The organism is Thalassospira profundimaris (genome assembly GCF_003326795.1).
Taxonomy (GTDB): domain Bacteria; phylum Pseudomonadota; class Alphaproteobacteria; order Rhodospirillales; family Thalassospiraceae; genus Thalassospira; species Thalassospira profundimaris_C.
In genome coordinates, this window is sequence record NZ_JPWI01000001.1 from 377080 (window position 1) to 401131 (window position 24052).

Below are 24052 nucleotides of genomic sequence, written 5' to 3' on the forward strand. Positions count from 1 at the left end.
ACAAGATCAGATAACTATATCTATCCGATCAAACCCATCGCAATTGCGGTTTTTGATCGGGGGTTTTATCCGGGGTCTGGATATTGCTGATATCAATATTCATCACCAAAATCCCGCCAAGCCCCCCGACGGTGATTTCGGACAATCTGCTGCCGACCCGGTCACCATCAAGTTCCGCCAGATAGGCATCCCGCGCGGCTTCATCGACGAAATCGATATTATAGCCATGGGTAAAACCCTGGCTAAGACCGCTTCCAATCTTCTTTTTGCCGCCACAAAAGGCCTTTGTGCCAGGAAGGGACATGGCGGTTTTTGCCAATTGGTCAATGATGGCATCTACCTGATCTGCCGGGATGTGATCAGCGACCTGCAAAAGTACAATGTGACGGAGCATAAAGTGCTTTTCCTTCTGGTTTGCCAAGATCGAACCGGATCAAGTGCTATGTGATGACCTCTGAACCCTGCTTCAAATGATAATCTGGTCAGACTTGACCGTTCATTGCGTTGCTTTCGGTTCCCAGCTCGCCGGATCAATGCTGTTGGGCAGCAAAACATATTTCTGACCCTTGCGGTTCATATGACCGGCAAACAATGCGGCATCTTCGCCCGGTCCGAAAAAGATATCGCCGCGCACCGGCCCCCGGATCGCCCCGCCAGTATCCTGGGCAATCATCATGCGGTTAAATGACCGGTCCGCATTCATCGGATCACGGGTTTCAACCCACACCGGTACTCCCATGGCATGGAAACGGCGATCCACCGCCAGGGACCGACCCGGTTCGAGCGCAACCCCCTGTGACCCCAGGGGACCTGCTGTCGGATCGTTCGGGTCAGTCTGAAGCGGGCGGAAAAACACAAAGGATGCGTTGGTATTCATTACCCCGTCGGCCTCGCCGGGATTGTCGTGAAGCCATTTGCGGATGGTCTGAAGTGATACCGTTTCTCGGGTCAAAGCCCCGCGTTCAATCAGCTCGCGGCCAATCGCAAAATAGGGATGCCCGTTTGTGGCGGCATATCCGATGCGCAATACGCTGTTATCGGGCAGCACAACCCGTCCGGACCCCTGAATTTGCAGGAAAAAGGCATCAACCGCATCATCAACCCAGACCATTTCAAGATCGCGGCCCGAAAGCGCCCCTTGTTCGATGGCAGCCCGGTCAAAATAGGGTTTCAGATTGCTGCCTGTCAGGCGTCCGACCAGTTTCTTGCCTTTCAGCTCCTCACTGAAATCGCCAAGATCGACCGAAATCATATCGTCGGGTTTCAGATAGATCGGGGTTTGATATGGGCCTTCACGGGTCAGGCTGCCACGCAATTCCGGTTCGTAATAGCCGGTGAACAGGCCTTCGGGATTATTGGCATTGCCACTGAGATAGGGTTTGAAATCGCTTTCAAAGAACGCGCGCGCATCTTCCTTGCGCAGGGCGTCAACATCGAGCGATACCGCCATTTCGCACACATTGCGCCATTGCCCGATGGTTCCCATGCGCCCATCAGGTCCGACCATCTTGTCATCATCGCGCCGCAGCATCGCCTTGCAGGACCGCGCAAAGGCACGAATGGCCGGGCGCATGTCATCGGATTGCCAGCCATCAAGCATGGTGAAAGTCGCCGGGCGCAGGCTCAGTTCATCTTCCGGCTTGGGGGGTGCTTCGAACTGGCCGGTAATTTGCGGCCAGAACATCCAGATCAGGGCAGCACCGGCACCAACAAGAACAGAGATAATGGAAAGACTGCGGGAAAGAACCAGACGTCGCTTCAAGATAGAACCCGTTCATTAGCATGGCATTGGCATGACTTGGCAAGGCAGACAGCACCGGCAAGATTGCGGCGCACGAACGCACCAATCTTGCCCGCAACATGCTTAACAAGCCGATAACCGCAGGCACTTGCCATCGGGCTTGCCAGCCCGGACAATAAAAAAGGCGACCCGGTTGCCCGGATCACCCAGAATTTCTGATCTCGCAAAAAACCCGTCAGTCGGTGGTTTCTTCTTCCGGGGTTTCGGTTGCCACCAGTTGCCAGTTGGGATCGCGGCTTTCGATATTGCGCGCGAAAGTCCAAAGGTCTTCGGCCTCGATCACCTGATTGGGATCACCGGAAATCACGTCACCTTCGTCATTGCGAATGACCGAGACTTCCTCGGAGACGAATTTGACCGTGACATATGCCGTGCGCCCTTCAAGGCTGGCATCATGAATGGTTGCACTTTTGATGCCGACAAGGGTGGTTTCCTCATGCTCGCCCTTTTGGGCGCGGGCATCAATTGCTGCGGCAAAGTTCTTGTAAACTTCTGCCGAAAGCAGCGGGTTGAGGCCATCCTTGTCGCCCTTGGCAAAATATTCGACAATCATTTCGAACGCCATGCGCGCGCCATTCAGGAAGTCCTGCTGGGTAAAGCTCGGATCGAATTTCTGAATCTTCTGCAAGGTCGCAAAGGTGCCTGATGGAACATCTGTCGCATCCTGTTCGTTTGCAGAATCAGGCAAACGATAGACATTGTCCGTCTTGGGCGCGGTCGCATCCTTCTGCGCGCCATTGGCATCCTGTTCATGGGACTGACGGCCAAAAATATTGGATGGCCCCTGTTTTTCGTTGCCGGTACGGCGGCCAAGAACACCCCGCAAACGCAGCACAAGAAAAACAGCAATCAGTGCGAATAAAAAGATATCGAAATACTGCAAGACCGATCTCTTGATCCTAGTGGTTTCAAACAGGCCGGATTTATATCACAACCGTGGTCGAGAGATGGTATGAACCCAACCAAATGCAAGGGCAACCGATGATCACGCTCTGTCGTGTGATCGTCTTCACCATCATATGGCGATGATACTGGCGCTCTGCCGCATTTTTGTCGCGTTATGGCACTAGTTTCCCGACCAATACAGACTGCAGAGTAATAGGAAATCACTGAAATCCAAGTTGTTTTCTGCAATTGTTTAAGCACAGCGTCAGGAATGACGTTAAAATACGATCCAATTACCGGAAAATCTGCGGTCAAAGGCGCAAGGAACGGAGAAAAAATGGGTTTTTATGTCCTGGCGATATTCGTCGCAATGCCGATCATTGAAATCGCGGTCTTTATTCAGGCTGGCGAACTGATTGGCTTGTGGCCAACCATCGGCATCGTCATTCTGACGGCTATTCTTGGAACGTCGCTGATGCGCGCACAGGGATTACAAACCCTTGCCAAGGCCCAAAGCCAGATGGATCAGGGCGAAATGCCCATCGGTCCGATGTTTGATGGCATCTGCATCCTGATTGCCGGTGTCTTGCTTCTGACGCCGGGCTTTGTCACCGATACCATGGGCTTCCTGCTTCTGGTTCCGCCCCTGCGCCAGCTGGTCGGGGCAAAGGTCATCATGAAACTGGTCCAGTCGGGCAATATCCGCACCAGCTTTGGCGGTGCCGGTTTTGGTGCCGGGCGCAGCAGTCATACCAGTGGCATGGGTGCCGGAACAGGTGCTGGCCGGGGTACTGGCCGTCGCAGTGCCGGTCCGATCATTGATGGCGATTTCGAAGATGTCAGCAGCAATACCAACGGTGCGCGCAACGATGACACACCGTCTGACCGGGATATGAACAGCAAGACAGATTCCGGTATTCCGCCAAATCTGCCACCGCGCAGCTAGACGGCAATTTCACCGTAAAATCACAAATTCACAAGGCTGGCCAATTCAAACGGCCAGCCTTCTATGATTCTGTTTGTGATTCTGCCTGTAATTTCAAAACCCGCGCAGCCTGACCATCACTTAAAACCGCAGAAATATGGGCTTTGCAGACAATCTGATTGGCTTGCCCGTGGCTGTTATCCGTGCTAGGCCAATTGATCTGCCGTAATTGCACGGCGTCAGAAACAAGCAGTTCAGCCGGTTTGTGACCACAGCCCCGCAAGGTAATCAACATCCTCGTCGGGACCGCTTGCGCAAATCACCAGCCTGAAGGCTTTTTTCTGACCAAGACCGAAGACTCAAGGGAGCTAGACTTTAATGGCCGAGAATACCACCGGTGCAGAAAGCGGCGCACAGCAGCAGCCAGCCGGCAATCCGATTACGATCCATACCCAGTACATCAAGGATCTTTCGTTTGAAAATCCGAATGCACCGGAAAGCGTTGCCCTGCAGCAGCAGCCAAAAATCAACATCGATGTCGATGTCGAGGCACGCACCACCCAGGATCAGAAACTTCACGAAGTGACCATCAAGATCAATGTCAAAGCAGACGTTGGCGATAAAGTCGCTTTCATCGCAGAACTTCAGTATGGCTGTGTGGTCACCCTGAATGTTGCCGACGAACACCGTCTGCCGGTTCTGATGATCGAAGTTCCGCGCCTGCTGTTCCCCTATGTGCGCAAGATCATCGCAGACCTGACTGCCGATGGCGGCTTCCCGCCGCTGATGATGCAGCAGATTGATTTTGCTGATCTTTTCCGCAAGAAATTTGCAAAACAGATGGAAGGTCAGCCGGCTGGGAATGCCTGATTGACCCAATCTGTTCTCTACTTGGTTCGATACCAAAACAAAGGCCGCCAGTTTGGCGGCCTTTTTATTTTCATATCGTAATATTTAGACGCTATGCCGAATAGGCAATGCTGTTTAGAACGGACGCCCGATCACCATAAAGACCACAATGATCATAAGGACCGTCGGTACTTCGTTGAAAATACGATAGAATTTCTGGGATTTGGTATTGGCGTCGGCTTCAAATGCCCGACGATAACGGGCCAGCATCATATGGGCAATCGTCATCAGCACGACGCATAACAGCTTCACATGGAACCAGCCGTCGCTCATCACACCGGCAACATGGATCAGATATCCGCCAAATACCCAGCTTGCAATCATTGCCGGGTTCATGATGGCGCGCAAAAGACGCCGTTCCATGATCTTGAATTTCTCGCTGGCTTCCGAGCCCGGTTCAACTTCACAGTGATAGACGTAAAGCCGCGGCAAATAGAGAAGCCCCGCCATCCAGGCAATGACACTGATGACATGCAGGGATTTTACAATGCTGTATGTATCCATCTCTCTCTTCTCTGACTGAACGGTCTGATGCTGTTGGCTTTACCAAACGTAGCGCGGAATTTTTCAAACCATAACAGCAAACAGGCCAGTCCCAAAACGGAACCGGCCTGAAATCATTTGCATTTTTACCTATGCCCCGGCGGACTTGAGACCCGGCTGTTTGGCATTTGCACAGGAATGTTCATCCGGGCACCACCAGCCACGGCTTTCCACCGTGTAATCATCAGAGCCCTTTTTATCGAGTTCATGCTGTGTTTGTTTCACAACCGAAACAAGGCCATTGATGAATTTCGGATGGGAACAGACCGTGCGCACACGTTCATAGACCGGAACCTGCTTTTCATGGGCCAGTTCGCCATATTCGATGTCAAGTTCGACCAGGGTTTCCGAATGCTCGGTGACAAAGGCAATTGGCACAACAACGATGGCCTTGCCTTCGCGTCCGGCCCGTTCGATTTCATGTTCGGTCGACGGACCGATCCATTCCATCGGACCGACCCGGCTTTGATAGCAGACATTCCAGTCCAGTCCCTCGATCGCCATCTTTTCGACCACGGCGGCCGATGTTTTTTCGATCTGCGACTGATAGGGGTCGCCACGCTTGGTAATCACTGCCTTGGGCACGCCATGGGCCGAAAACAGGACACGCGGCTTATCAATGCCAAGTTCGACCGTTTTGGCCAATGCCCGGTCATAACCTTCGCGGATCATCTCGGCTGATGCCTCGACAAAGCCCGGATTGGTCGGGTAGCAACAGGCGGTCTTGATCGGTGCAGTCAGGCCAACCTTGTGACAGGCCCGTTTCCAGTCCTTGACCGATGATCCGCTGGTCGTGGTCGAGAATTGCGGATAAAGCGGCAGCAATATCTGCTCATCGGCACCCCATGCCTTGACCGCTTGCGCACTTTCATCGGCAAACGGTTTCCAATAGCGCATGGCGATAAAGCAACGGTTTTCATAGCCGTCATCTTCGGAATTCAGGGCTGCCTGCAAGGCATCCGCCTGTTCCCGGGTGAGTTCCAGAAGCGGTGACTTTCCGCCGATATGATCATAGATCTCGCGGGCAATCGGTGCGCGACGGCGCGAAATCAGTTTGGCCAGCAAAAACCGGAACGGATTGGGCAGGCTGATGATCGCCGGATCATTGAACAGATTGAACAGAAACGGTTCGACGGCTTCCGGGCTGTCCGGGCCGCCAAGATTGAAAAGAACAATGGCGCGTTTCTTGCGCGTCGTCTCGGACATAGGATTATCCTTACATGGCGTTTTGACCAGTTCCGTCCAACCGGAAATCTCGTCAATGGATAAACCCGTCCCGCTCCGTGCCCTATATTGGTCAAACAGGGTGGATACGCAACGGATTTAACCCATCATACGCATTGAATTTTCCAATCGATTTGATTGATTTCAATAATCACGAAATAAAATGCAGTCATTGTCTGCACTTGATGCTTATTGATTGCGGATAAACTTCACCAGTTTCTCGACATTTTCCGGCGGCGTTTCAGGCGTAATGCCGTGACCAAGGTTAAAGATAAACGGCCCGTTGCCCAGCGTATCAAGAATCCGTCTGGTCTCGGCAAGCATCGCATCTCCACCGGTGATCAGATACATCGGATCAAGATTGCCCTGTACCGGGCCCAGTTTCTGAAGATTTTCTGCCACCCAATCAAGCGGAACCCCGCTATCAAGGCCAACACCGGTCACACCGGTCTGGTTTTTAAAATCAATCAGATGTAAACCGGCCCCGCGCGGGAAGCCGATAATCGGCAAATCCGGGTGGACCGCCCGCAAATTGGCAACAATCTGTCTGGTCGGTTCGATCACCCAGCGCTTGAAGCCGGTTTCAGAAAGCACACCGCCCCAGGTTTCAAACAGCTGGATGCATTCGGCCCCGGCTTCGACCTGTTTGAGCAGATATTGTGTGGTGGCCTCAACCAGAATGTCGATCAGCTGGGCAAAGCCGTCCGGATCGCCATAGGCAAAGCGACGGATATTGGCAAAATCCTTGGACCCCTTGCCTTCGACCATATAGGTCGCAACGGTCCATGGGGCGCCAGCAAAGCCGATGAGGGCCGTGTGCGACGGGATGGCTGCCGAAAGCTTCGAGACCGTCTCATAGACCGGTCCAAGCGTGTCATGGATGCCTTCGACCGAAAGTTTGCCAAGGCCCGAAGCATCGCGGATGGCCTCAAGCTGTGGGCCTTCTCCCTGCTTGAATGCCAAATGCTGCCCAAGTGCCTGCGGTATAACGAGGATATCGGAGAACAGAATTGCCGCATCGAAGTCATAGCGCCTGAGTGGCTGCAACGTAACTTCGCAGGCAAGATCGGGATTATAGCAAAGATCAAGAAATGATCCTGCTTCTCCACGGGTTGCACGGTATTCTGGCAGATATCGACCTGCTTGGCGCATCAGCCAGATTGGCGGCACCGGCAAGGTTTCACCGCTAAGGGCGCGCAAGAAAGTCTTCGTGGTATTGAGCATCTGGTTTCCTGTTCGTCTGTCCCGATCGCTTTTTTATCTGGTTCCGGTCTTTGACCCGAGGACCAGGTGGCCAGTTTCGTTTCCGTGAATTTTGTCCTGGGAACTGAGCCAGGACGTTTTCCACGTTCTGCCTAACAAAACCTTATTTAATAAAAAAGGATGTTGTTTGTAGGTGGATACCTGTGGATAACAGGGATTAAATTTAGTGCACAGTTTATTCACATTCCGACTCGGGAAAAATGATTCATCTCAAACGGGTTTGGGGAAAACTGTGTACGACTCCGAACGACTCCCAGACCTGAGCTTGGGAAAAGCCGATTTTGAATAACGGGGATAAGGTGAATAACACTGGTTTTTGCCTTCTTATCCCTGCTATTACGGGAAAAAATAATTACTTATCCCGGTCGGGACAGACGCCTTGAGAAAGTTTGTATGAGGGGGAGGATAATTCCTGTGGAAAAAATCGGGCCGGAGTCGCTCCCGTTATCCACAATTGTCCACAGGCCCGACTCCGATTGCTTAACTCCGGGTTGGGCTAATATACCTTATCCGTCCGGTTAGTGATCGGAATATCGAACACCCAAATCCGGGTTTTAAAAAACTTGGAAAAATCGCTTGGCGCGCAAAAAGTGGATAAAGCGGGCTTGCATTGCGAAAAGTGATCAAAAAACGGACAGCATATGGTCGAGACAGACAATATTTTTCATCTTCATCTGGTCTCGGACTCAACGGGCGAAACTGTTGACGGTGTCGCGCGCGCCTGTATTGCGCAATTTCCCGATGTGCGTGCCCATGAACATGTCTGGTCGCTGATCAGAACCGACGCCCAGCTGGCCCGTGTTCTGGCCGATATTGAACGCAATCCCGGCATTGTCCTTTACACCGTGTTTGACAGCGACATTCGCCGCAAACTCGAAGAAGGCTGTCGCAGGCTTCAGGTGCCTCACAGTCACGTCCTTGATAATACCGTGACCATGATGGCCGGTTATCTTGGCCAGCAATCGCGGGGTCGTACCGGCGCCCTTCATAAAATGGACGAGGAATATTTCAGCCGGATCGAGGCAATTGATTACACCCTATCTCATGATGACGGGCAATCAGGCTGGGATCTTGAAGAGGCCGATGTAGTGATTGTCGGTGTGTCGCGAACATCGAAAACCCCAACTTCGGTCTATCTGGCCAATCGTGGCATCAAGACGGCCAATATTCCCTTTGTGCCCGGATGTCCGCTGCCGCCTGAACTTGATAAGCTCAAGAAGCCGCTGGTGGTCGGCCTGATCAAGGATGTTGATCAGCTGGTTTCGATCCGCAAAAACCGCCTTCGTCAGATCGAACGCGGCGAGGGCGGTGATTATGTTGATCCTGTGGCCGTGCGCGATGAAGTCCATCAGGCAAGACGCTATTTTACCGATCGCGGCTGGAAGATTATCAATGTCACCCGCCGATCCATTGAAGAAACCGCTGCCATGATCCTGGCAACCATGTATGACCGGCGCGGTCACTAACGGACTTTCGAACAGGATATAAAGACTTATGAACCATCGGCTTATTCTGGCTTCCAGCAGCAAGACCCGTCACGCCATGCTGACTAATGCAGGTGTCGCCTGCGAAGCAGTCGCCTCGATGATTGACGAGGAAGGCTATAAACAATCGATGAAGGCCGAAGGGGCCAGTGCGGCCGAAGCCGCTGAAACACTGGCGGAAATGAAGGCGCTGCGCATGTATCGTCAGCAGCCTGACGGCATCGTGATTGCTGCTGACCAGATGCTTGAATGCAATGGCATCTGGTTTGACAAGCCGCGCGACCGTGACAATACAAGAGCACAGCTTTTGGCCCTGCGGGGTAAAACCCATCAGCTGGTTTCAGCCGCTGTTATATATAAGGAAGGGTCACGCATCTGGGGCACAATTGATACCGCCCATCTGACGATGCGCAATTTCAGCGATGAATGGCTTGAAGATTATCTTGATGCCGCCGGTGAAGAGATTTTCAATTGCGTTGGCGGCTATCAGCTTGAAGGCATTGGTGCGCAGCTCTTTACCGAAGTGCGCGGCGACTATTTCACGGTTCTTGGCTTGCCGTTATTGCCACTGATCGGTTTCTTGCGCGATCATGGCGTGCTCAAGGCATAAAAAGCACTTTGCCAAGCCTTGTGGACTCCCGCCTTCGCGGGAGTGACGGTTTTGGAAAAATCTTCTTTTTCGTCGTGCCCGCTCAGGCGGGCATCCATGCGGTTTGGCACATTATTTAAAACAAAACGAAAACCCGAATAACTCCCGTCAGGCAGGAAACTATCGCATCATGACAGCCCGTATTCCGTACCGTACCCTTTCTGGAACCTCGCGTCTGGCCGGTGTGATGGGATGGCCGGTATCGCATTCCAAATCGCCGCGCCTGCATGGCTACTGGCTTGCGAAATACGGGATTGATGGCAGTTACATGCCCCTGCCGGTCGAGCCGGAAAACTTTCAGGCAGCATTGATGTCGCTTCGAAATCTGGGCTTTTCCGGGGTCAATGTCACCATCCCGCAAAAGGAAATGGCCATGCCCGAATGTGACGAGCTTTCGGACCGGGCACGTCGCATCGGGGCGGTCAATACCGTGACCTTTGCCAAGGATGGCAGGCTTTTGGGTGATAATACCGACGGGTTCGGCTTTATTGAAAACCTGCGTCAGGAAGCCCCCGGGATCGATTTTACATCCGGTCCGGCGGTGGTGCTGGGCGCGGGCGGGGCATCGCGCGCCATTCTGGTCGCTCTTCTTGACGAAGAAAGCCCCGAAATCAGGATTGCCAACCGCACCCGCAAACGGGCCGAGGATGTGACACGCGAATTCAACGATCCGCGTCTCAAGGTCATTGACTGGCCCGTGTCACCCGAAGCCCTTTCCGACGTCGCGCTTCTGGTCAATACGACAAGTCTTGGCATGGTCGGGCAGCCGAAACTCGATATCGACCTTGATGGTTTGCCGACATCGGCCCTTGTCACCGATATTGTCTATGCGCCACTGGTCACGGATCTTCTTGCCCAGGCGCGTGAGCGCGGCAACCCGATTGTCGATGGTCTTGGTATGTTGCTTCATCAGGCCCGACCGGGATTTCATCGCTGGTTCGGCATTGATCCGGAAGTTACCCAGGAACTGCGCGATTTCGTTCTTTCGCCTGATTAAGCATATAAAGGTAATCCTGTTATGGTGATATTGGGCTTAACCGGGTCGATCGGGATGGGAAAATCGACGGCGGCATCGATGTTTCGTTTTCTTGGCGTGCCGGTCCATGATGCCGATGCAACCACCCATATCCTGATGGCACCGGGCGGACTTGCCTTTGATCCGATTGCGGCGGCTTTTCCCGATATTATCAAAGATGGCAGGATTGACCGGCAGGCACTCGGCAAACGGGCATTTTCCGATCCGGAAGTTCTTAAAAAACTCGAAGCGATTCTGCATCCGCTGGTGCGGGCGGCTGAAATCCGCTTTTTGCGCAGCCAGCAGATGCTGGGACGGTCTTTGGTGGTGCTGGATATCCCGCTTTTATATGAAACGGGCGGTGAACAACGCTGTGATGCCGTTGCGGTTGTTTCCGCGCCGGGGTTTGTTCAACGTCAGCGTGTTCTTGCACGACAAGGGATGACGGATGAAAAATTTTCCGCCATTCTGTCCAAACAGATGCCCGATATTGAAAAGCGCAAACGGTGCGATTATGTCATCCCGACAGGGTTGGGACGTGCGGTGACTTTTCAATATATTCAAGGCATTATTGACCAGTTAAGCTGACCATCGGACCCAGATTTTATGCGTGAGATTGTCCTCGATACCGAGACCACCGGCCTTGATCCCTATGCAGACCACCGCCTGGTGGAAATTGGCTGTATCGAACTGATCAATCACATGCCGACCGGGCGGCAATATCACCAATATATCAATCCCGAGCGCCCGATGCCCAAAGAGGCCTTCGACGTTCACGGGCTTGGCGATGACTTCCTGAAAGACCAGCCGGTCTTTGCCGAGGTTGCCGATGATTTTATCGAATTCATTGGCGAGGATTCGGTTCTGGTCATTCACAATGCCGCCTTTGACATGAAGTTCCTGAATGCGGAACTTGAATGGTTGAACAAGCCGCGCATTGCCATGGACCGTGCGCTTGATACGGTGCAGATGGCGCGCAAAAAGTTTCCGGGATCCCCGGTCAGCCTTGATGCATTGTGCCGCCGTTTCAAGATCGACAACTCCAACCGTACCCTGCACGGGGCACTGCTTGACTCCGATCTGCTTGCCCGGGTCTATCTTGAACTTCTGGGCGGACGTCAGCATGGTCTGTCACTTGATCCCAACGCACAGGATGGCGATGGCAATGATCAGGGCAATGGAAGACGCGTTCTTGGTCCGAAATCAAACCGGCTTGAACCGCGTCCGCATGTCATAAGTGAGGCAGAACTTGCCGCCCATCAGGCCTATATCGAAAGCAAGGTCAAAGACGCCCTTTGGTTAAAGAAACAAGAGGCGTGATATGGGGAGGCGAAATAGCCTGAAATCCCGTTTCCGCGACCGGCATATTGCCAAATGCATCAGTTCACTTGTTCTGGCCGCCTGTTTTCTTTTTATTCCAATTCCAGATTTATCTGTGTCTTTCGCCCATGAGAACAGGGGTGAAGCACATGCGCAAAGTGATCATGCTCCATTTGACGGGCACTATGTCATTCATCTTTCCGAAAATGCACGCAGCCGGTCAGCCGGTCGGCGTGAACCGGGATATTTTGACAGTCTTGTAATCGAACTTTTTGACAAGGCCGGATTGCAGGTCGGACTTGTCGATCAGATGCCCTGGAAACGACAGCTTGAAGAAGCCGATCACGAAAGCGGTCATGTCATTTATCCGATGACCCGGTCGCAGGATCGTGAAAACAGTTTCAAATGGGTTGGTCCGGTCAGTCGGACGATATGGAATCTCTATGGTTTCGCAATGCATGGCTGGGCGGAAAGGGGATTTTCCAACATCCTTGAGGATGCTCGCATCGGTGTCCTGATGGGGTCGGCGCGTGAAACCTATTTGCGCGCGCGCGGGGCACAAAGACTGGTTATTGTACCGCGTGAAGAGCTTCTTTTGCCGATGATGCGGGCAGATCGTGTTGATCTGATTGCAATTGGTGGCAATGTGCTGCGCTATTACATTGACCAGGCCAATGACGAGGCTAGGGGGGAAGATCTTCCCGAGATTGACGGCGTGGTGCCCTATCGCAGTTGCTACCTTTACATTGCCATAAGTGGCGATGTTCCCGATGACGACATATCCGGCCTGCAAAGACAGCTTGATCTTTTTAAAACTGACGGTTTCTTTGTTGAAAATCGCCGCTCCCACGGACTTTCAGCCAACCCCGAAAACGGGTTCATCCGGGCGATGCTCGATCTTGGAAATAACGGCCTGGGATGTATAGATCTCTCGGGTCTTGATGAATAGGAAACGGCTGGAATCAGTCCTGTGACGGATCGGCAAACAGCATGCCGAATGCGTCGCGGTGTTTCTGATCACCGATCAGATTGACCGTTGCCCAAAGTCCCGCCACGGCACTTGAAACCACCGGAATTCCTGTTTCCTTTTCAAGGGTCGGTGCCAGATCAATCGTCCGCAACCCGCCACATGAAATAAGCAAGGCATCGCATTCCCCGCTTTGCATCAGCAATTCCCGGCACCGCGCCATCAGATATTCGCCCGAAATATGCGGAAGATCGGCAATATTGCGAATATTGAGGCCCGCGATTTTCATTACCCTGATACCATAGACAGACAGATAGTCGCATAGCTTGGCATTCACATCGTCTTCATAGGCGCTCAGAACGGCAATTTTTTTGGCAGAAAACCGGGCCAGACCATCAATGATCGCCTGACTCATCGTGGTGGCAGGCAGCCCGGTTGCTGATTTCAATATTGAAATCAGCTTTTCATTGAAATCCGGGCCTTTAAAAAAGCTTAGCGACGTTCCCATCAGACTGACCGCATCTGCACCCGATGCAGCAAGCAAAATGGCATGATCTGCAGTATCGGCGATGACCCGGTCGTAATCCTTGTGGGCCATTTCCACCAGACCAAGACCGCGGGCGATAAAATTCATATCCGGATAGATATGCTGTGCTTCGGGTGGGATCTGGCCTTCACGCGGTGGTACGATCAGTCCGAATGTTGGAACAGGATCTGGCATTACGATACCTTCTGCTTTTTACGCAATTTCAATTCGCTGCGCAGGCTCCAGACAATCGAAAGAACCGCAATCGCAAGAAGAATGCCCGATACCGGATTGGTAATGAGTGGCAAGAAGCTGCCGTCATAAATTACCAGTCCGGATCTGAGATTCTGTTCAGCCATCGGGGTCAGGATATAGGCGATGATAAAGGCTCCCGTGGGGATCCGGGCCTTGGTCATGACATATCCCAGGCAGGCAAATACCAGCATGACACCGATATCAAAGAACCGGCTTGAGACCGAAAAAGCCCCGATCATACAGAACACAACAATGGGCGCGAGAAGGTAGGCTTTGTTGATATGGGCAAGTTTGGCCAGAAACGGTGTTGCGACCACCATGATCAGAAACATCGCAAGGTTGCCTGCAAGGGCACCGGCAATGATGGTATAGGCAACGTCGGGGTTTTCGGCGAAAAGCAGCGGGCCGGGATTAAGGTTGTGAATGACCATCGCCCCAAGCAAAACCGCCGTAATCACTGACCCGGGAATGCCAAGGGTGATCAGCGGTACGAGCGCGCCGACCGTACCCGCGTTGTTTGCAGTTTCAGCAGCAATAATGCCTTCTTCAGCACCGTTACCAAACTTTTCCGGGGTTTTGGAGGCTGCCTTGGCCACGGAATAGGACGCAACAGATGCAGCTGTTCCGCCAACGCCGGGCAAAATGCCGATCCAGGTGCCGATAAAGGAGGACCGGATATAGGTCATCAGATAATTGGTGACATCGCGCCAATGCATGGAAACGCGGGCTTTTGCCTTGCCTGCCTTGGTGCCGCTCAGAACACCTTCACAATCAATCAGGACCTGTCCCAGAACCAGCATGCCAAGAATAACCGGCAAAAGGGTCAAACCGTTATCAAGCGACGAAAAGCCGAATGTCAGGCGGATGGAGCCAGAAATCGGATCAATTCCGGGCAGGGAAAGCATTGCGCCGAAGGCCGCCGATATCAGGCCGGCCAGAAGACTGCCCTGTGATACTGCGGCAATCAGGCTGAGCGCGACAACCGTCATGGCAAAGATGTCAAAGGGCCCGAATTTAACTGCGATTGCCGACAAGGGCGGCGAAAGAACAGCCAGCATCACCCAGGCGAAAATACCGCCAAAGACAGATGCCAGAACGCCAAGACCCAATGCCCGTCCCGGTTCGCCGCGGGCCGCCATCGGATAGCCGTCAAGGGTGGTCATGATTGCGGCTTCTGTGCCGGGCATCCGCATCAGGGTCGCACTGATCAACCCGCCGGTTGTTGCGCCGATATACATCGATACAAGCAACAGCAAGGCATCATTGCCATTCATGAAATAAGTCATCGGCAAGGTTAGTGAAATAACCATTGCACCAGACAGGCCGGGGATTGAACCGACAAATATCCCGATCCCGGCTCCGGCAAAAATCCAGATCAGACCGGACGTAAAGACATAAATATATGCGTCGAGCATTGAGATACTCCTGACCCTGCAATCTGTGCCGGGACGTTAGATATCGATATAAAACAGATGCTTGAAAACAAGGTCGAGCACGACGGCAAGCACGATGCTGCTTCCGGCAATCAAAAGAACCTTTTTCGGACTGTCGGGTCGGGCCAGAAGACACATGGCCAGACACAGGAAGACCGATGTTGAAATGCGGAAATCAACCCCGGCATAGGACATGGCCGCAAGGTAGAGCACCATGGTCGCCAGCATCAGCGCCGGTTTGCGGTATTTCTTCCAGGAAAAGGACCGGGTGACACTTTCCGGATCCATTGGGGATTCAGTGCCGGAATGATTTCTGATCAGACTGATCGCCTGCAAGGCAACCAGACCAAGAGTGATCAGTCCAAGGGCTTTGGGAAAAGCGGCGCTGCCAAGCGGTTCGTAGCTGGCAGGGGGTAGCAGGCTGCTTCCGTAAAGGCTGGCCGCCGCAAAAGCGGCGACCAGAAGTAGGAAAACAATCGCTACCGCGTTCTGAGTGAGGAAGCGGTACATTGGACTACTCCAATTTCGCCCCGATCATTGATCGGGGCGGGGTGTCATCTGCGAACAGGGAACGCCTTTTACAAAGGGTTTCTATTTGGCAGAAGACTTCTTGACGATCTCCACCACGTCAACATAGCGCTGATAGTCCTGCGCAACCGCATCCTTCAGCTCCTGTCCGCGTTTGATGGACAACGTTTCACCATTTTTCTCGAGATAGGCCGCAACTTCCGGGCTGTGCAGGGCGATTTCAATCGCATCGGCAAGTTTGTCGATATTTTCCTGCGGGGTTCCGGCCGGAACCCAGTAACGGCGGTTCAGGCAGGCCTCGACATCAAAGCCGAGTTCCTTGGCGGTTGGCAGATCGGGGGCATCGTCAAAACGTTCGTTGCCGAGAGCCGCCAGCGGTTTCAGATCTTCCTTGCCGCGCGTGATCCAGGATGCAGACATGAATGCCATATCAAGCAATCCGCTTTTCAATGCGGCAAAGCGTTTTGACGTTCCGCCCGTCGGAACAATCGTCCAGCTGGTATCGGAAGCCGCCATCAGCTGTGCAGACGGGAAGTGCGTTGCGCTTCCGATATCGTCGGCCTGTTTCAGGTCGCCCGGGTTCTTCGCGGCGTAGTCGAGCATATCCTGAAGGCTGTTGAATTCGGAATCGATTGGCACAGCAACAAACATGCAGCCCTGGCTGGCCTGAATGACCGGTTCAAAATCGGCGGGGCTATAGTTCACGCGGCCAAGGGCGGCGGCGGCAAACATTTCCTGATGAATCTGCAGGACAGTATAGCCATCCGGCTTTGATTCAAGCACGTGACGGGTACCAACTGTGCCTGCTGCACCATCGGCATTCACAACAACTACCGGCGCTGGCAGCAGTTTTTCTTTTTCGATAACTGCCTGAACGGCACGGGCCAGACCGTCACTGCCGCCACCGGCACGGAACGGAATGATCAGTTTTACCGGCTTTTCAGGAAACTCGGCTTGGGCCGGAAAGGCAGCTGCGCCGAACGAAATTCCGATCAGGGCTGCAATGGCTGTCTTGGTCATAAATCGCATTTTGGATCCTCCCAGGGTTTTTCTGTGATCGCACATTCTCGCTGGTGTCGATCATTAAAATTAGATTGACTATAAACATTCTAGTAGTCAACTATCTAGTTATACATTATTTCAAACTTATCGTTTTCGGGTCGCAGAAACCCGAACAAAAGCCTTATAAATCAAGGAGAAGAAACGTGAACCTTGCCATCAAATCCGTTAAGGCCATCCCGGCCTATATCCCGGTAAACCTTGCTGTTGGACCGGTTGATGTTGAAACGGCACTGTCTTGTGTTGTGATCGAGATTACAACCGAAGACGGGGTGGTGGGGCATGGTTTTACCGCTATTACCGACGAGGAAGTCATTGCCGGGATCATCAGTGAACTTGTCGAACCGAACATCGTTTCCCTGAACAGTCTCAACCGCGAACATATTGCCGAACGTCTATACTGGCTGCTCAGCCCGCGTGGCCAGACCGGTTACGCCAGCCACGTTGTTTCGGCGGTTGATCTCGCACTTTGGGACATTCTTGGCAAGGTGGTCGATCAGCCCTGCTGGCGTCTGCTTGGCGGTGCACGCAACGAAGTACCGCTTTATGTGACCTTTGGTTTTGGCTCCTTTGATCGTGACCAGCTTTCTGATGCGGCAAAGCATCTTAAAAATGATGGTGTCGAACGTTTCAAGATGGTGGTCGGCCATCATGCCCTTAAGAAACGCAATGATGGCGCATCGGTACGCGCAATCATTGACGAAGACATCCAGCGTGTCCGCATTGTGCGCGAGGCAATTGGCGATTGCGACCTCTTCATTGATGCAAATTGCAGCCTGGATGCGTCGTCGGCGCGTTATCTTGCTGATCGTTTGCGAGACTATAATGTGACCTTCTTTGAAGAACCGCTGCGTGACAATGATGTGAAACGTATGCGTGACTTGCGAGAACAGACCGGAATGCGGACTGCGGCCGGTCAGAATGAAGGTCAGCTTTTCCGGTTCCGTGACCTGCTTGAAGCTGGCGCGGTTGACGTGATTCAGCCCAATGTCGCGATTTGTGGCGGTCTGACAGCCGGTGCGAAAGTTGCAGCCCTGGCCCAGGCCCACAATGTCACGATGGCAAATGGCGGTGCCTTCCCGTTCCATAACATGCATCTGCATGCGGGCATGGCAAATGGCGGTCTGGTGGAATGGCATCTGATATCGGTCGAAATGTGCCGCGCGCTCTATGGCAACCTGCCCGATCGTGTCGGCTCGACAATCACCCTGCCGGAAAAACCGGGACTTGGTTTTGTTGCCGATGCCGACGCATTGCGTGATTTCGCGTCCCGTCCGACATCGCATGGTGTTGGCAAGGGCTGATATCATGTCGCGACTTGTTTCATTTGATGATGCACGGGAAAAAGCGCGGCGGCGAATGCCGCGCTTTGCCTTTGACTTTATTGATGGCGGGGCGGGGACCGAAACCGGTTTGGGGCGCAACCGTGCGGCTTTTATCAACCGTATCCTTGAACCACGCGCCCTGATCAATGTTGATGGGGATCTGTCAACCCGGACCCGGTTTCTCGGCAAGTCCTGGGCGGCACCATACGGAGTGGCCCCGGTTGGACTTGCCGGACTGGCCTGGCCGGGAATTGACCGGTTTCTTGCCCGCGCGGCCGAGCAGGCCGGTGTGCCCTATTGCGCATCGACCCCGTCGACCGCCAAGCTTGAAGACCTGCACGACTGTGCGCCGAATTCCGGCTGGTTCCAGCTATATGTCGGCAGTTCGCAGGAAATCGTTGATGATCTGATCGAACGGGCCCGCATCGCCGGATATGATACCCTGATTGTTACTGCCGACGTGCCGCGTCCGGGCAAAAGACGTCGCGATTTGCGCAACCAGTTTGCCTTGCCGCTTAAAATCACGCCGCGATTCATCTGGGAACTCGCAAGTCACCCGAAATGGTCGCTTGGCGTTTTGCGTCATGGGGCACCGCGCTTTGCCAATCTTGAACGCTATGCCGAACCGGGGGCGAGTACCACATCGCTTGCCAGCCTGATGGCCAAGCAAAGTTCTGGTCGGCTGGATTGGGATCTTCTGGCCGATATCCGTTCGAAATGGCCGGGCAAGCTGATCCTGAAAGGGATTTTGTCGCCACAGGACGCACAAAGGGCCACAAGTGAGGGCGTGGATGCCATTGTGGTTTCCAATCATGGCGGGCGGCAGCTTGATGGTGCACCGGCAACCCTTGATGCGCTCGGACCGATCCGCGATGCGGTCGGGCCTGATTTCCCGCTGATTGTTGATGGCGGGATCAGAAGCGGCGAAGATGTTCTCAAGGCCCTGATGGCCGGGGCTGATTTTGTGCTGATGGGACGGGCGTTTCTCTATAGTGTTGCAGCACTTGGGCAGGATGGTGCGGCAGAAGCATTCACCATGCTTCAGACAGAGCTGACGAATGCTATGGCCCAGACCGGTGTGCGGGATATAGTTGATATTTCGAAGTAACGAAGTTATTCGAAAAGACATGGCGTTGATCGGGTCCGATTTCCGTGTCTTTCAATAGAACGAGATTAAAAACTTGGCTAAAAACAACGATGTCGCGCTGGGTCCGCTTGAAGATTTCATCGGATTTTATTTGCGCCGCGCCTATGAAAAAGCATTCTCGGATTTCTCGGAGATTCTCGGGAACGATTCCCTGCGACCGGGGAATTTTACGCTTCTGGTCCTGATCCATGAAAATCCCGGTATTACCCAGGTCGAGATTTGCCGCGCTGCCGGACGGGACAAGTCCGGAGTGACCCTGTCGCTGCGCCAGATGGAAGATGACGACCTGATCGAACGCATTCGTGTTGAAGGTGATCGTCGTTCCTATGCCAGCTATATCACCCTCAAGGGACGCGAGCTGTATGCGCGGGTACTTGAAAAGGGCGAGATCCACAAAAAACAGCTTGATGATCGCATTGGCGCCGACAAAAAGGCCGAAATGATCGATCTTCTCAAAAAGCTGATCGACGAGAACTAGGTACTTTTTTACCGGGTTTACCGGGCACGATGCCATACCGGTTCCTGCAAGTGCAGGGCCGGGTTTGATGTGTCGTGCTCTGTAAATAATGACAGTCGTAATGTTCTTGGTCTGGACCTGTCCGCCCGAAATTGGTAATACCAATTATAAGAGATTTCGGCCAGACGGATTCCTGCCCGCACAAAACATCCGTCAATGGCCCAAAAGCCCGAGAGAGGATACGCCATGACGCCTTCAAAACCGCGCGTTGGTCTTTTTGTGACCTGTCTTGTCGATATGTTCCGGCCGACGGTCGGCTTTTCGGCAGTGAAGCTGCTTGAAGAAGCAGGGTGCGAGGTCGATGTGCCCATGGATCAGACCTGTTGCGGGCAACCGGCCTATAATTCCGGTGACAATGAATCGGCGCGCAAGGTCGCCCGGCCGCTGATCGATATGTTTGCCGATTATGATTATGTCGTTGCTCCCAGCGGGTCCTGTGCCGGCATGATCAAAAAGCATTTCCCCGAACTGTTTGCCAATGATCCGGCCATGGCCGACAAGGTCAAGGCCCTGTCTGACAAGACGTTCGAGCTGGTTTCCTTCCTGACCGATGTGATGAAGGTCGATGCGGTCCCGGCAAGTTTCGAGGGCAAGGTCACCTATCATGACAGTTGTTCGGGCCTGCGTGAGCTCAAGGTCAAGGAACAGCCGCGCAAATTGCTCAATTCCATCAAAGGGCTTGAGATTTCCGAACTTTCCGAACCTGAAACCTGCTGTGGTTTTGGCGGGACATTCTGTGTCAAATATCCCGAAATTTCCGGCAAGATGGTCGGTGACAAGACCAAAGATATCAAACAGACCGGGGCCAAAACCCTGCTGGCAGGGGACATGGGCTGTTTGATGAACATGGCGGGCAAGCTTGCGCGTGAAGGATCGGATGTCGAAGTTCGCCACGTTGCCGAAGTGCTGGCCGATATGACCATGGCCGCCCCGCCAATTGCCGGATCAAATTCCAAGACGGGTGGGGAGTAAGCATCATGAATGTGTCAACATCCCCGAAATTCAAGGAAAACGTCCATGGCGCGTTGCGCGATGAAAGCCTGCAACGTGCCCTTGGTCGTCTGAAATCCGGTTTTCAGGAAAAGCGTTCTGCGGCCGCGGCAAAAATGCCGGAATTTGAGGCGCTGCGCGATCAGGCCCGGGACATCAAGAACCACACGCTTGAAAATCTTGACCATTATCTTTTGAAATTCGAAGAAAACGTCAAGGCCAATGGCGGTCATGTCCATTGGTGTGCCGATGCCGCCGAGGCCCGTGAAGTGGTGGCAAAGATTTGCCGCGACAAGAACGCCAAATCGGTCCTTAAGGGCAAATCGATGATTTCCGAGGAAATCGGGCTGAATGACTTCCTGGAAAAACAGGATCTCAAAGTCGTCGAGACCGATCTTGGTGAATATATCATTCAGCTCAGGCACGAACCGCCAAGCCATATCATCGCACCGGCCATCCATGTTCATAAGGAACAGGTCGCTGACAGCTTCCGCGAAACCCATACCGGGCGCGATCCCAACAGGTCACTGGTCGAACCGCGGGAATTGCTTGATGAAGCGCGCGAAGTCATGCGCGAACATTTCTTTGCCGCAGATATCGGGATTACCGGGGCGAACTTCCTGATTGCCGAAACCGGCACCTCGGTGATTGTCACCAACGAAGGCAATGGCGATCTGACCCAGACCCTGTCGCGGGTTCATATTGCGATTGCCAGCCTTGAAAAGGTGGTGCCGACCCTTGAAGATGCGTCAAGTATCCTGCGCGTTCTCGCCCGCTCGGCCACGGGTCAGGAAATGTCATCCTATACGACGTTTTCGACTGGCCCGAAACGCGATGGCGATCTTGACGGGCCCGAAGAATATCACGTGATCCTGCTTGATAATGGTCGCTCGAACATGCTGGGCACCGAGTTCCAGGACATGTTGCGCTGTATCCGTTGTGCGGCCTGCATGAACCATTGCCCGGTCTATGGGGCGGTGGGCGGTCATGCCTATGGTTGGGTCTATCCGGGGCCGATGGGATCGGTTCTCTCTCCATCGCTGATTGGCGTGGACGAAGCCGGGCATCTTCCCAATGCCTCGACCTTCTGCGGGAAATGCGAAGAAGTCTGTCCGATGCGGATCCCGCTGCCCAAAATGATGCGTCATTGGCGTGAACGGGAATTCGAAAAACATCTCAGCCCGTCCTCATTCCGTTACGGTATCAAAACGTGGGCGTTTTTTGCTTCAAAACCAAAGCTTTATCGGGCCGTCACCGGGATTGCCTCAAAGGTTCTGGGCAAAATGTCAGGCGGCAAGGGCAAGATCGCCAAATTGCCGCTTGCCGGGGGCTGGACCGACATGCGTGATCTTCCGGCGCCCGAGGGCAAAACCTTCAAGGAACTCTGGGCCGAAAAACAAAAACAGCAGGGAGGTTCGAAATGAGCACCTCGTCCAACACCTCCTCGCGCGATGCGATTCTGGGCCGGATTCGCAAAAGTCTTGGCCGGGGCGCGGGCGAAGCTGCGCCGGTTTCCGTAACCGAACGTTTGTCATCGCCCAAAGCCAATCCGGTGGTGCCCAAGCGTGCCCAGCTTGCCCATCCCAAGCAGGTCGAACTGTTTGAGGAAATGGCAAAAAGTGTCAATGCGACCGTTGCCATGGTGGTCAGCGATAATGACATTCCGCGCGAAGTGGCCCGTTTCCTTGCTGATCACAATTTACCCGCACGGATTAAAACATCCCCGGATTCTGCGGTTTCCGGGTTGCCCTGGAGTGATACGGCACTCGAAGTTTCAACCGGGATCGCCGGTCCGGAAGACGCTGTTTCGGTGACGCCAAGCTTCGGCGGTGTTGCCGAAACCGGAAGCCTGATGCTGCGCAGCGGGGCAGGCACGCCCTATACGCTCAACATGCTGCCAGACACCCATATCGTTGTTTTGAAGGCATCTGATATCGTCGGAACCTATGAAGAGGTATGGGCGCGGTTGCGCGAAAAGGAAGGACACGGCAATATGCCGCGAACATTCCTTTGGGTGACCGGACCTTCGCGAACGGGCGATATCGAACAGACGATACAGCTTGGCGCACATGGACCGCGCCGACTGCATATCGTTCTGGTGGATGACACAAAAGAAAACAAATAAACGACGCCGTACCGTCAGTGACGCGGAAAAGACCCTGTGGGAGGTCTTTACACGTGATGTCAAACCCTTGCGCACCAAAAGGCGCAAGGGTGATGATGCCATGTTTGCACCTGATGATGACATCCATACCAGCGATACGGCCATCCAGTTGCCCGACAATCTGGCTGAAAACCTTGAACGGTCCGAGGAAAACCGGGCGGCGCGCAATTTGCCGTCGGCCCGCAATGCTGATCGTGGCCCGCAGATCAAAAAGCAGACGCTGGCTGATCTCAAGCCCGGCGTGACCGACGGGATTGACCGCTCGACGGCCAATAAGTTCCAGAAAGGCAAGATGACCATTGATGGTCGCATCGACCTGCACGGCATGACCCAGGACGTTGCTCATAATGCGCTTAATGCCTTTATCGAGGAAAGCTGGCAGGCCGGAAAACGCTGTGTTCTGGTGATCACGGGCAAGGGATCGCGGGCTGATGAATATGGCCGTACCGGGTTGTTGCGTCAGCGGACCCCGCAATGGCTCAGTGCGCCGCGCCTGCGCAATCGTATTCTTGCCATCAATCAGGCCCAGATCCAGCATGGTGGTGCCGGGGCCTTTTATGTTTTGTTGAAACGGAGACGCCCGTGACACCTTTTGGCAATCGCATTCGGGAATTACGGGCCCGCAACAATGTCACCCTGACCGATATGGCAACGGCCTTGCAGTTATCACCGGCCTATTTGTCGGCGCTTGAACATGGCCATCGCGGTCGGCCAAGCCCCGGCCTGGTGCAGCAGATTTGCGGCTATTTCAATCTGGTCTGGGACGAGGTCGACGATATCAAGCGCCTGGCACAGCTTTCACACCCGAAAATCACCGTTGATACGGCGGGACTTGAACCCGAAGCGACCGAGCTTGCCAATCTTCTTTCCGAACGGATTGCCGGGCTTAGTGACGATCAGCTCAGCCGCATGCTTGAAATCATTCGCGAACGCCATGCGTAACTGCGCCGCACTGCGCTGATGGCCTGTCATGTCAAATGGATCGGCGGTTGAAAACCGTTCTGTTCCGGTCCGTTGATTTTGGCATATCAAGAAAACTTGATTTTCCGCGCTGCACCCCAATATCAACCTGATGGGGGAAATGTGACAGCTTCACCCGATAAAATTGTAAAGCAACCCGCCC

The 24052-nt window shown here is 53.6% G+C and carries 26 protein-coding genes; 16 read left to right on the plus strand and 10 right to left on the minus strand.

Features of this window, described 5'->3' with window-relative positions:
• Positions 1-28: 28 nt before the first annotated feature.
• The 3 genes from TH30_RS01820 to TH30_RS01830 all read right to left on the minus strand — a co-directional run bounded on the left by TH30_RS01820 (position 29) and on the right by TH30_RS01830 (position 2684).
• The gene (locus tag TH30_RS01820; protein WP_114096376.1) at positions 29-394 is read right to left on the minus strand and encodes a Dabb family protein; all 366 of its coding nucleotides are present in this window, start codon (positions 392-394) and stop codon (positions 29-31) included.
• A gap of 102 nt (positions 395-496) precedes the next feature.
• Complete coding sequence (gene mltA / locus TH30_RS01825) at positions 497-1762, minus strand: murein transglycosylase A (protein WP_114096377.1); 1266 nt, start codon at positions 1760-1762, stop codon at positions 497-499.
• Positions 1763-1976: 214 nt separating this feature from the next.
• Entirely contained in the window at positions 1977-2684 is a 708-nt protein-coding gene (locus tag TH30_RS01830) for a Tim44/TimA family putative adaptor protein (RefSeq protein ID WP_114096378.1), read from the minus strand.
• Between the two features lie 339 nt (positions 2685-3023).
• On the opposite strand from TH30_RS01830, the gene TH30_RS01835 reads away from it, so the two are divergent.
• Together TH30_RS01835 and secB are read left to right on the plus strand one after the other, a co-directional pair.
• On the plus strand, positions 3024-3632 hold the full coding sequence (locus tag TH30_RS01835) for an FxsA family protein (RefSeq protein ID WP_114096379.1): 609 nt from the start codon (positions 3024-3026) through the stop codon (positions 3630-3632).
• A 357-nt stretch (positions 3633-3989) separates the two neighbouring features.
• Positions 3990-4481 (plus strand): protein-export chaperone SecB, encoded by a 492-nt coding sequence (gene secB / locus TH30_RS01845; RefSeq protein ID WP_114096381.1) that lies wholly within the window; start codon positions 3990-3992, stop codon positions 4479-4481.
• A gap of 114 nt (positions 4482-4595) precedes the next feature.
• Here the strand turns inward: secB and hemJ are convergent, their stop codons facing one another.
• The 3 genes from hemJ to hemE all read right to left on the minus strand — a co-directional run bounded on the left by hemJ (position 4596) and on the right by hemE (position 7511).
• Positions 4596-5024, minus strand: a complete 429-nt coding sequence (hemJ, locus tag TH30_RS01850) for a protoporphyrinogen oxidase HemJ (RefSeq protein ID WP_114096382.1) — start codon at positions 5022-5024, stop codon at positions 4596-4598.
• A gap of 129 nt (positions 5025-5153) precedes the next feature.
• Positions 5154-6269 (minus strand): ferrochelatase, encoded by a 1116-nt coding sequence (hemH, locus tag TH30_RS01855; protein ID WP_114096383.1) that lies wholly within the window; start codon positions 6267-6269, stop codon positions 5154-5156.
• Positions 6270-6476: 207 nt separating this feature from the next.
• The gene (hemE, locus tag TH30_RS01860; RefSeq protein WP_114096384.1) at positions 6477-7511 is read right to left on the minus strand and encodes a uroporphyrinogen decarboxylase; all 1035 of its coding nucleotides are present in this window, start codon (positions 7509-7511) and stop codon (positions 6477-6479) included.
• A 680-nt stretch (positions 7512-8191) separates the two neighbouring features.
• On the opposite strand from hemE, the gene TH30_RS01865 reads away from it, so the two are divergent.
• From TH30_RS01865 to TH30_RS01890, 6 genes are all read left to right on the plus strand, one after another.
• Entirely contained in the window at positions 8192-9016 is an 825-nt protein-coding gene (locus tag TH30_RS01865; RefSeq protein WP_114096385.1) for a pyruvate, water dikinase regulatory protein, read from the plus strand.
• 28 nt (positions 9017-9044) lie between these two features.
• On the plus strand, positions 9045-9644 hold the full coding sequence (locus tag TH30_RS01870) for a Maf family protein (RefSeq protein WP_114096386.1): 600 nt from the start codon (positions 9045-9047) through the stop codon (positions 9642-9644).
• A gap of 169 nt (positions 9645-9813) precedes the next feature.
• Positions 9814-10680, plus strand: a complete 867-nt coding sequence (locus TH30_RS01875; RefSeq protein WP_114096858.1) for a shikimate dehydrogenase — start codon at positions 9814-9816, stop codon at positions 10678-10680.
• Between the two features lie 21 nt (positions 10681-10701).
• Positions 10702-11286 (plus strand): dephospho-CoA kinase, encoded by a 585-nt coding sequence (gene coaE / locus TH30_RS01880; RefSeq protein ID WP_114096387.1) that lies wholly within the window; start codon positions 10702-10704, stop codon positions 11284-11286.
• Positions 11287-11304: 18 nt separating this feature from the next.
• Entirely contained in the window at positions 11305-12018 is a 714-nt protein-coding gene (gene dnaQ / locus TH30_RS01885; protein WP_114096388.1) for a DNA polymerase III subunit epsilon, read from the plus strand.
• 115 nt (positions 12019-12133) lie between these two features.
• The gene (locus TH30_RS01890) at positions 12134-12967 is read left to right on the plus strand and encodes a substrate-binding periplasmic protein (RefSeq protein ID WP_258548575.1); all 834 of its coding nucleotides are present in this window, start codon (positions 12134-12136) and stop codon (positions 12965-12967) included.
• Between the two features lie 13 nt (positions 12968-12980).
• On the opposite strand, the gene TH30_RS01895 is transcribed toward TH30_RS01890, so the two are convergent.
• The 4 genes from TH30_RS01895 to TH30_RS01910 all read right to left on the minus strand — a co-directional run bounded on the left by TH30_RS01895 (position 12981) and on the right by TH30_RS01910 (position 16756).
• A complete protein-coding gene (locus tag TH30_RS01895) occupies positions 12981-13706 on the minus strand; it encodes an arylmalonate decarboxylase (protein WP_114096390.1) in 726 nt (241 codons plus the stop codon).
• Entirely contained in the window at positions 13706-15181 is a 1476-nt protein-coding gene (locus TH30_RS01900) for a tripartite tricarboxylate transporter permease (protein ID WP_114096391.1), read from the minus strand. Before TH30_RS01900 ends, TH30_RS01895 begins: the two co-directional genes overlap by 1 nt.
• 36 nt (positions 15182-15217) lie before the next feature.
• Complete coding sequence (locus TH30_RS01905; protein ID WP_114096392.1) at positions 15218-15709, minus strand: tripartite tricarboxylate transporter TctB family protein; 492 nt, start codon at positions 15707-15709, stop codon at positions 15218-15220.
• An 81-nt stretch (positions 15710-15790) separates the two neighbouring features.
• Entirely contained in the window at positions 15791-16756 is a 966-nt protein-coding gene (locus TH30_RS01910; RefSeq protein ID WP_220150263.1) for a tripartite tricarboxylate transporter substrate binding protein, read from the minus strand.
• Between the two features lie 176 nt (positions 16757-16932).
• On the opposite strand from TH30_RS01910, the gene TH30_RS01915 reads away from it, so the two are divergent.
• The 8 genes from TH30_RS01915 to TH30_RS01950 all read left to right on the plus strand — a co-directional run bounded on the left by TH30_RS01915 (position 16933) and on the right by TH30_RS01950 (position 23871).
• A complete protein-coding gene (locus TH30_RS01915; protein ID WP_114096394.1) occupies positions 16933-18090 on the plus strand; it encodes a mandelate racemase/muconate lactonizing enzyme family protein in 1158 nt (385 codons plus the stop codon).
• A 4-nt stretch (positions 18091-18094) separates the two neighbouring features.
• Positions 18095-19219 carry an alpha-hydroxy acid oxidase gene (locus tag TH30_RS01920; protein WP_114096859.1) on the plus strand — a complete coding sequence of 375 codons (1125 nt, stop codon included), beginning with the start codon at positions 18095-18097 and terminating at the stop codon, positions 19217-19219.
• Between the two features lie 73 nt (positions 19220-19292).
• On the plus strand, positions 19293-19736 hold the full coding sequence (locus TH30_RS01925; protein ID WP_220150264.1) for a MarR family winged helix-turn-helix transcriptional regulator: 444 nt from the start codon (positions 19293-19295) through the stop codon (positions 19734-19736).
• A gap of 225 nt (positions 19737-19961) precedes the next feature.
• Positions 19962-20747, plus strand: coding sequence for a (Fe-S)-binding protein (locus tag TH30_RS01930; RefSeq protein WP_114096396.1), 786 nt, complete (start codon positions 19962-19964; stop codon positions 20745-20747).
• A 5-nt stretch (positions 20748-20752) separates the two neighbouring features.
• Complete coding sequence (locus TH30_RS01935; RefSeq protein WP_114096397.1) at positions 20753-22189, plus strand: LutB/LldF family L-lactate oxidation iron-sulfur protein; 1437 nt, start codon at positions 20753-20755, stop codon at positions 22187-22189.
• On the plus strand, positions 22186-22890 hold the full coding sequence (locus TH30_RS01940; protein WP_114096398.1) for a LutC/YkgG family protein: 705 nt from the start codon (positions 22186-22188) through the stop codon (positions 22888-22890). The genes TH30_RS01935 and TH30_RS01940 overlap by 4 nt, the downstream gene beginning before the upstream one ends.
• A complete protein-coding gene (locus TH30_RS01945) occupies positions 22868-23515 on the plus strand; it encodes a Smr/MutS family protein (RefSeq protein WP_114096399.1) in 648 nt (215 codons plus the stop codon). Before TH30_RS01940 ends, TH30_RS01945 begins: the two co-directional genes overlap by 23 nt.
• Positions 23512-23871, plus strand: a complete 360-nt coding sequence (locus tag TH30_RS01950) for a helix-turn-helix domain-containing protein (protein ID WP_114096400.1) — start codon at positions 23512-23514, stop codon at positions 23869-23871. The genes TH30_RS01945 and TH30_RS01950 overlap by 4 nt, the downstream gene beginning before the upstream one ends.
• Positions 23872-24052 lie beyond the last annotated feature (181 nt).

Excerpts from the sequence above, each read along its gene's own strand:
- TH30_RS01940 (WP_114096398.1), top strand. The coding sequence starts at position 22,186 with ATGAGCACCTCGTCCAACACCTCCTCGCGCGATGCGATTCTGGGCCGG.
- TH30_RS01835 (WP_114096379.1), top strand. The coding sequence starts at position 3,024 with ATGGGTTTTTATGTCCTGGCGATATTCGTCGCAATGCCGATCATTGAA.
- TH30_RS01930 (WP_114096396.1), top strand. The coding sequence starts at position 19,962 with ATGACGCCTTCAAAACCGCGCGTTGGTCTTTTTGTGACCTGTCTTGTC.
- hemJ (WP_114096382.1), bottom strand. The coding sequence starts at position 5,024 with ATGGATACATACAGCATTGTAAAATCCCTGCATGTCATCAGTGTCATT.
- TH30_RS01900 (WP_114096391.1), bottom strand. The coding sequence starts at position 15,181 with ATGCTCGACGCATATATTTATGTCTTTACGTCCGGTCTGATCTGGATT.
- hemH (WP_114096383.1), bottom strand. The coding sequence starts at position 6,269 with ATGTCCGAGACGACGCGCAAGAAACGCGCCATTGTTCTTTTCAATCTT.
- hemE (WP_114096384.1), bottom strand. The coding sequence starts at position 7,511 with ATGCTCAATACCACGAAGACTTTCTTGCGCGCCCTTAGCGGTGAAACC.
- TH30_RS01865 (WP_114096385.1), top strand. The coding sequence starts at position 8,192 with ATGGTCGAGACAGACAATATTTTTCATCTTCATCTGGTCTCGGACTCA.
- TH30_RS01945 (WP_114096399.1), top strand. The coding sequence starts at position 22,868 with ATGACACAAAAGAAAACAAATAAACGACGCCGTACCGTCAGTGACGCG.
- TH30_RS01920 (WP_114096859.1), top strand. The coding sequence starts at position 18,095 with ATGTCGCGACTTGTTTCATTTGATGATGCACGGGAAAAAGCGCGGCGG.
- TH30_RS01895 (WP_114096390.1), bottom strand. The coding sequence starts at position 13,706 with ATGCCAGATCCTGTTCCAACATTCGGACTGATCGTACCACCGCGTGAA.
- TH30_RS01935 (WP_114096397.1), top strand. The coding sequence starts at position 20,753 with ATGAATGTGTCAACATCCCCGAAATTCAAGGAAAACGTCCATGGCGCG.
- coaE (WP_114096387.1), top strand. The coding sequence starts at position 10,702 with ATGGTGATATTGGGCTTAACCGGGTCGATCGGGATGGGAAAATCGACG.
- TH30_RS01905 (WP_114096392.1), bottom strand. The coding sequence starts at position 15,709 with ATGTACCGCTTCCTCACTCAGAACGCGGTAGCGATTGTTTTCCTACTT.
- TH30_RS01870 (WP_114096386.1), top strand. The coding sequence starts at position 9,045 with ATGAACCATCGGCTTATTCTGGCTTCCAGCAGCAAGACCCGTCACGCC.
- TH30_RS01820 (WP_114096376.1), bottom strand. The coding sequence starts at position 394 with ATGCTCCGTCACATTGTACTTTTGCAGGTCGCTGATCACATCCCGGCA.
- TH30_RS01910 (WP_220150263.1), bottom strand. The coding sequence starts at position 16,756 with ATGCGATTTATGACCAAGACAGCCATTGCAGCCCTGATCGGAATTTCG.
- secB (WP_114096381.1), top strand. The coding sequence starts at position 3,990 with ATGGCCGAGAATACCACCGGTGCAGAAAGCGGCGCACAGCAGCAGCCA.
- TH30_RS01875 (WP_114096858.1), top strand. The coding sequence starts at position 9,814 with ATGACAGCCCGTATTCCGTACCGTACCCTTTCTGGAACCTCGCGTCTG.
- dnaQ (WP_114096388.1), top strand. The coding sequence starts at position 11,305 with ATGCGTGAGATTGTCCTCGATACCGAGACCACCGGCCTTGATCCCTAT.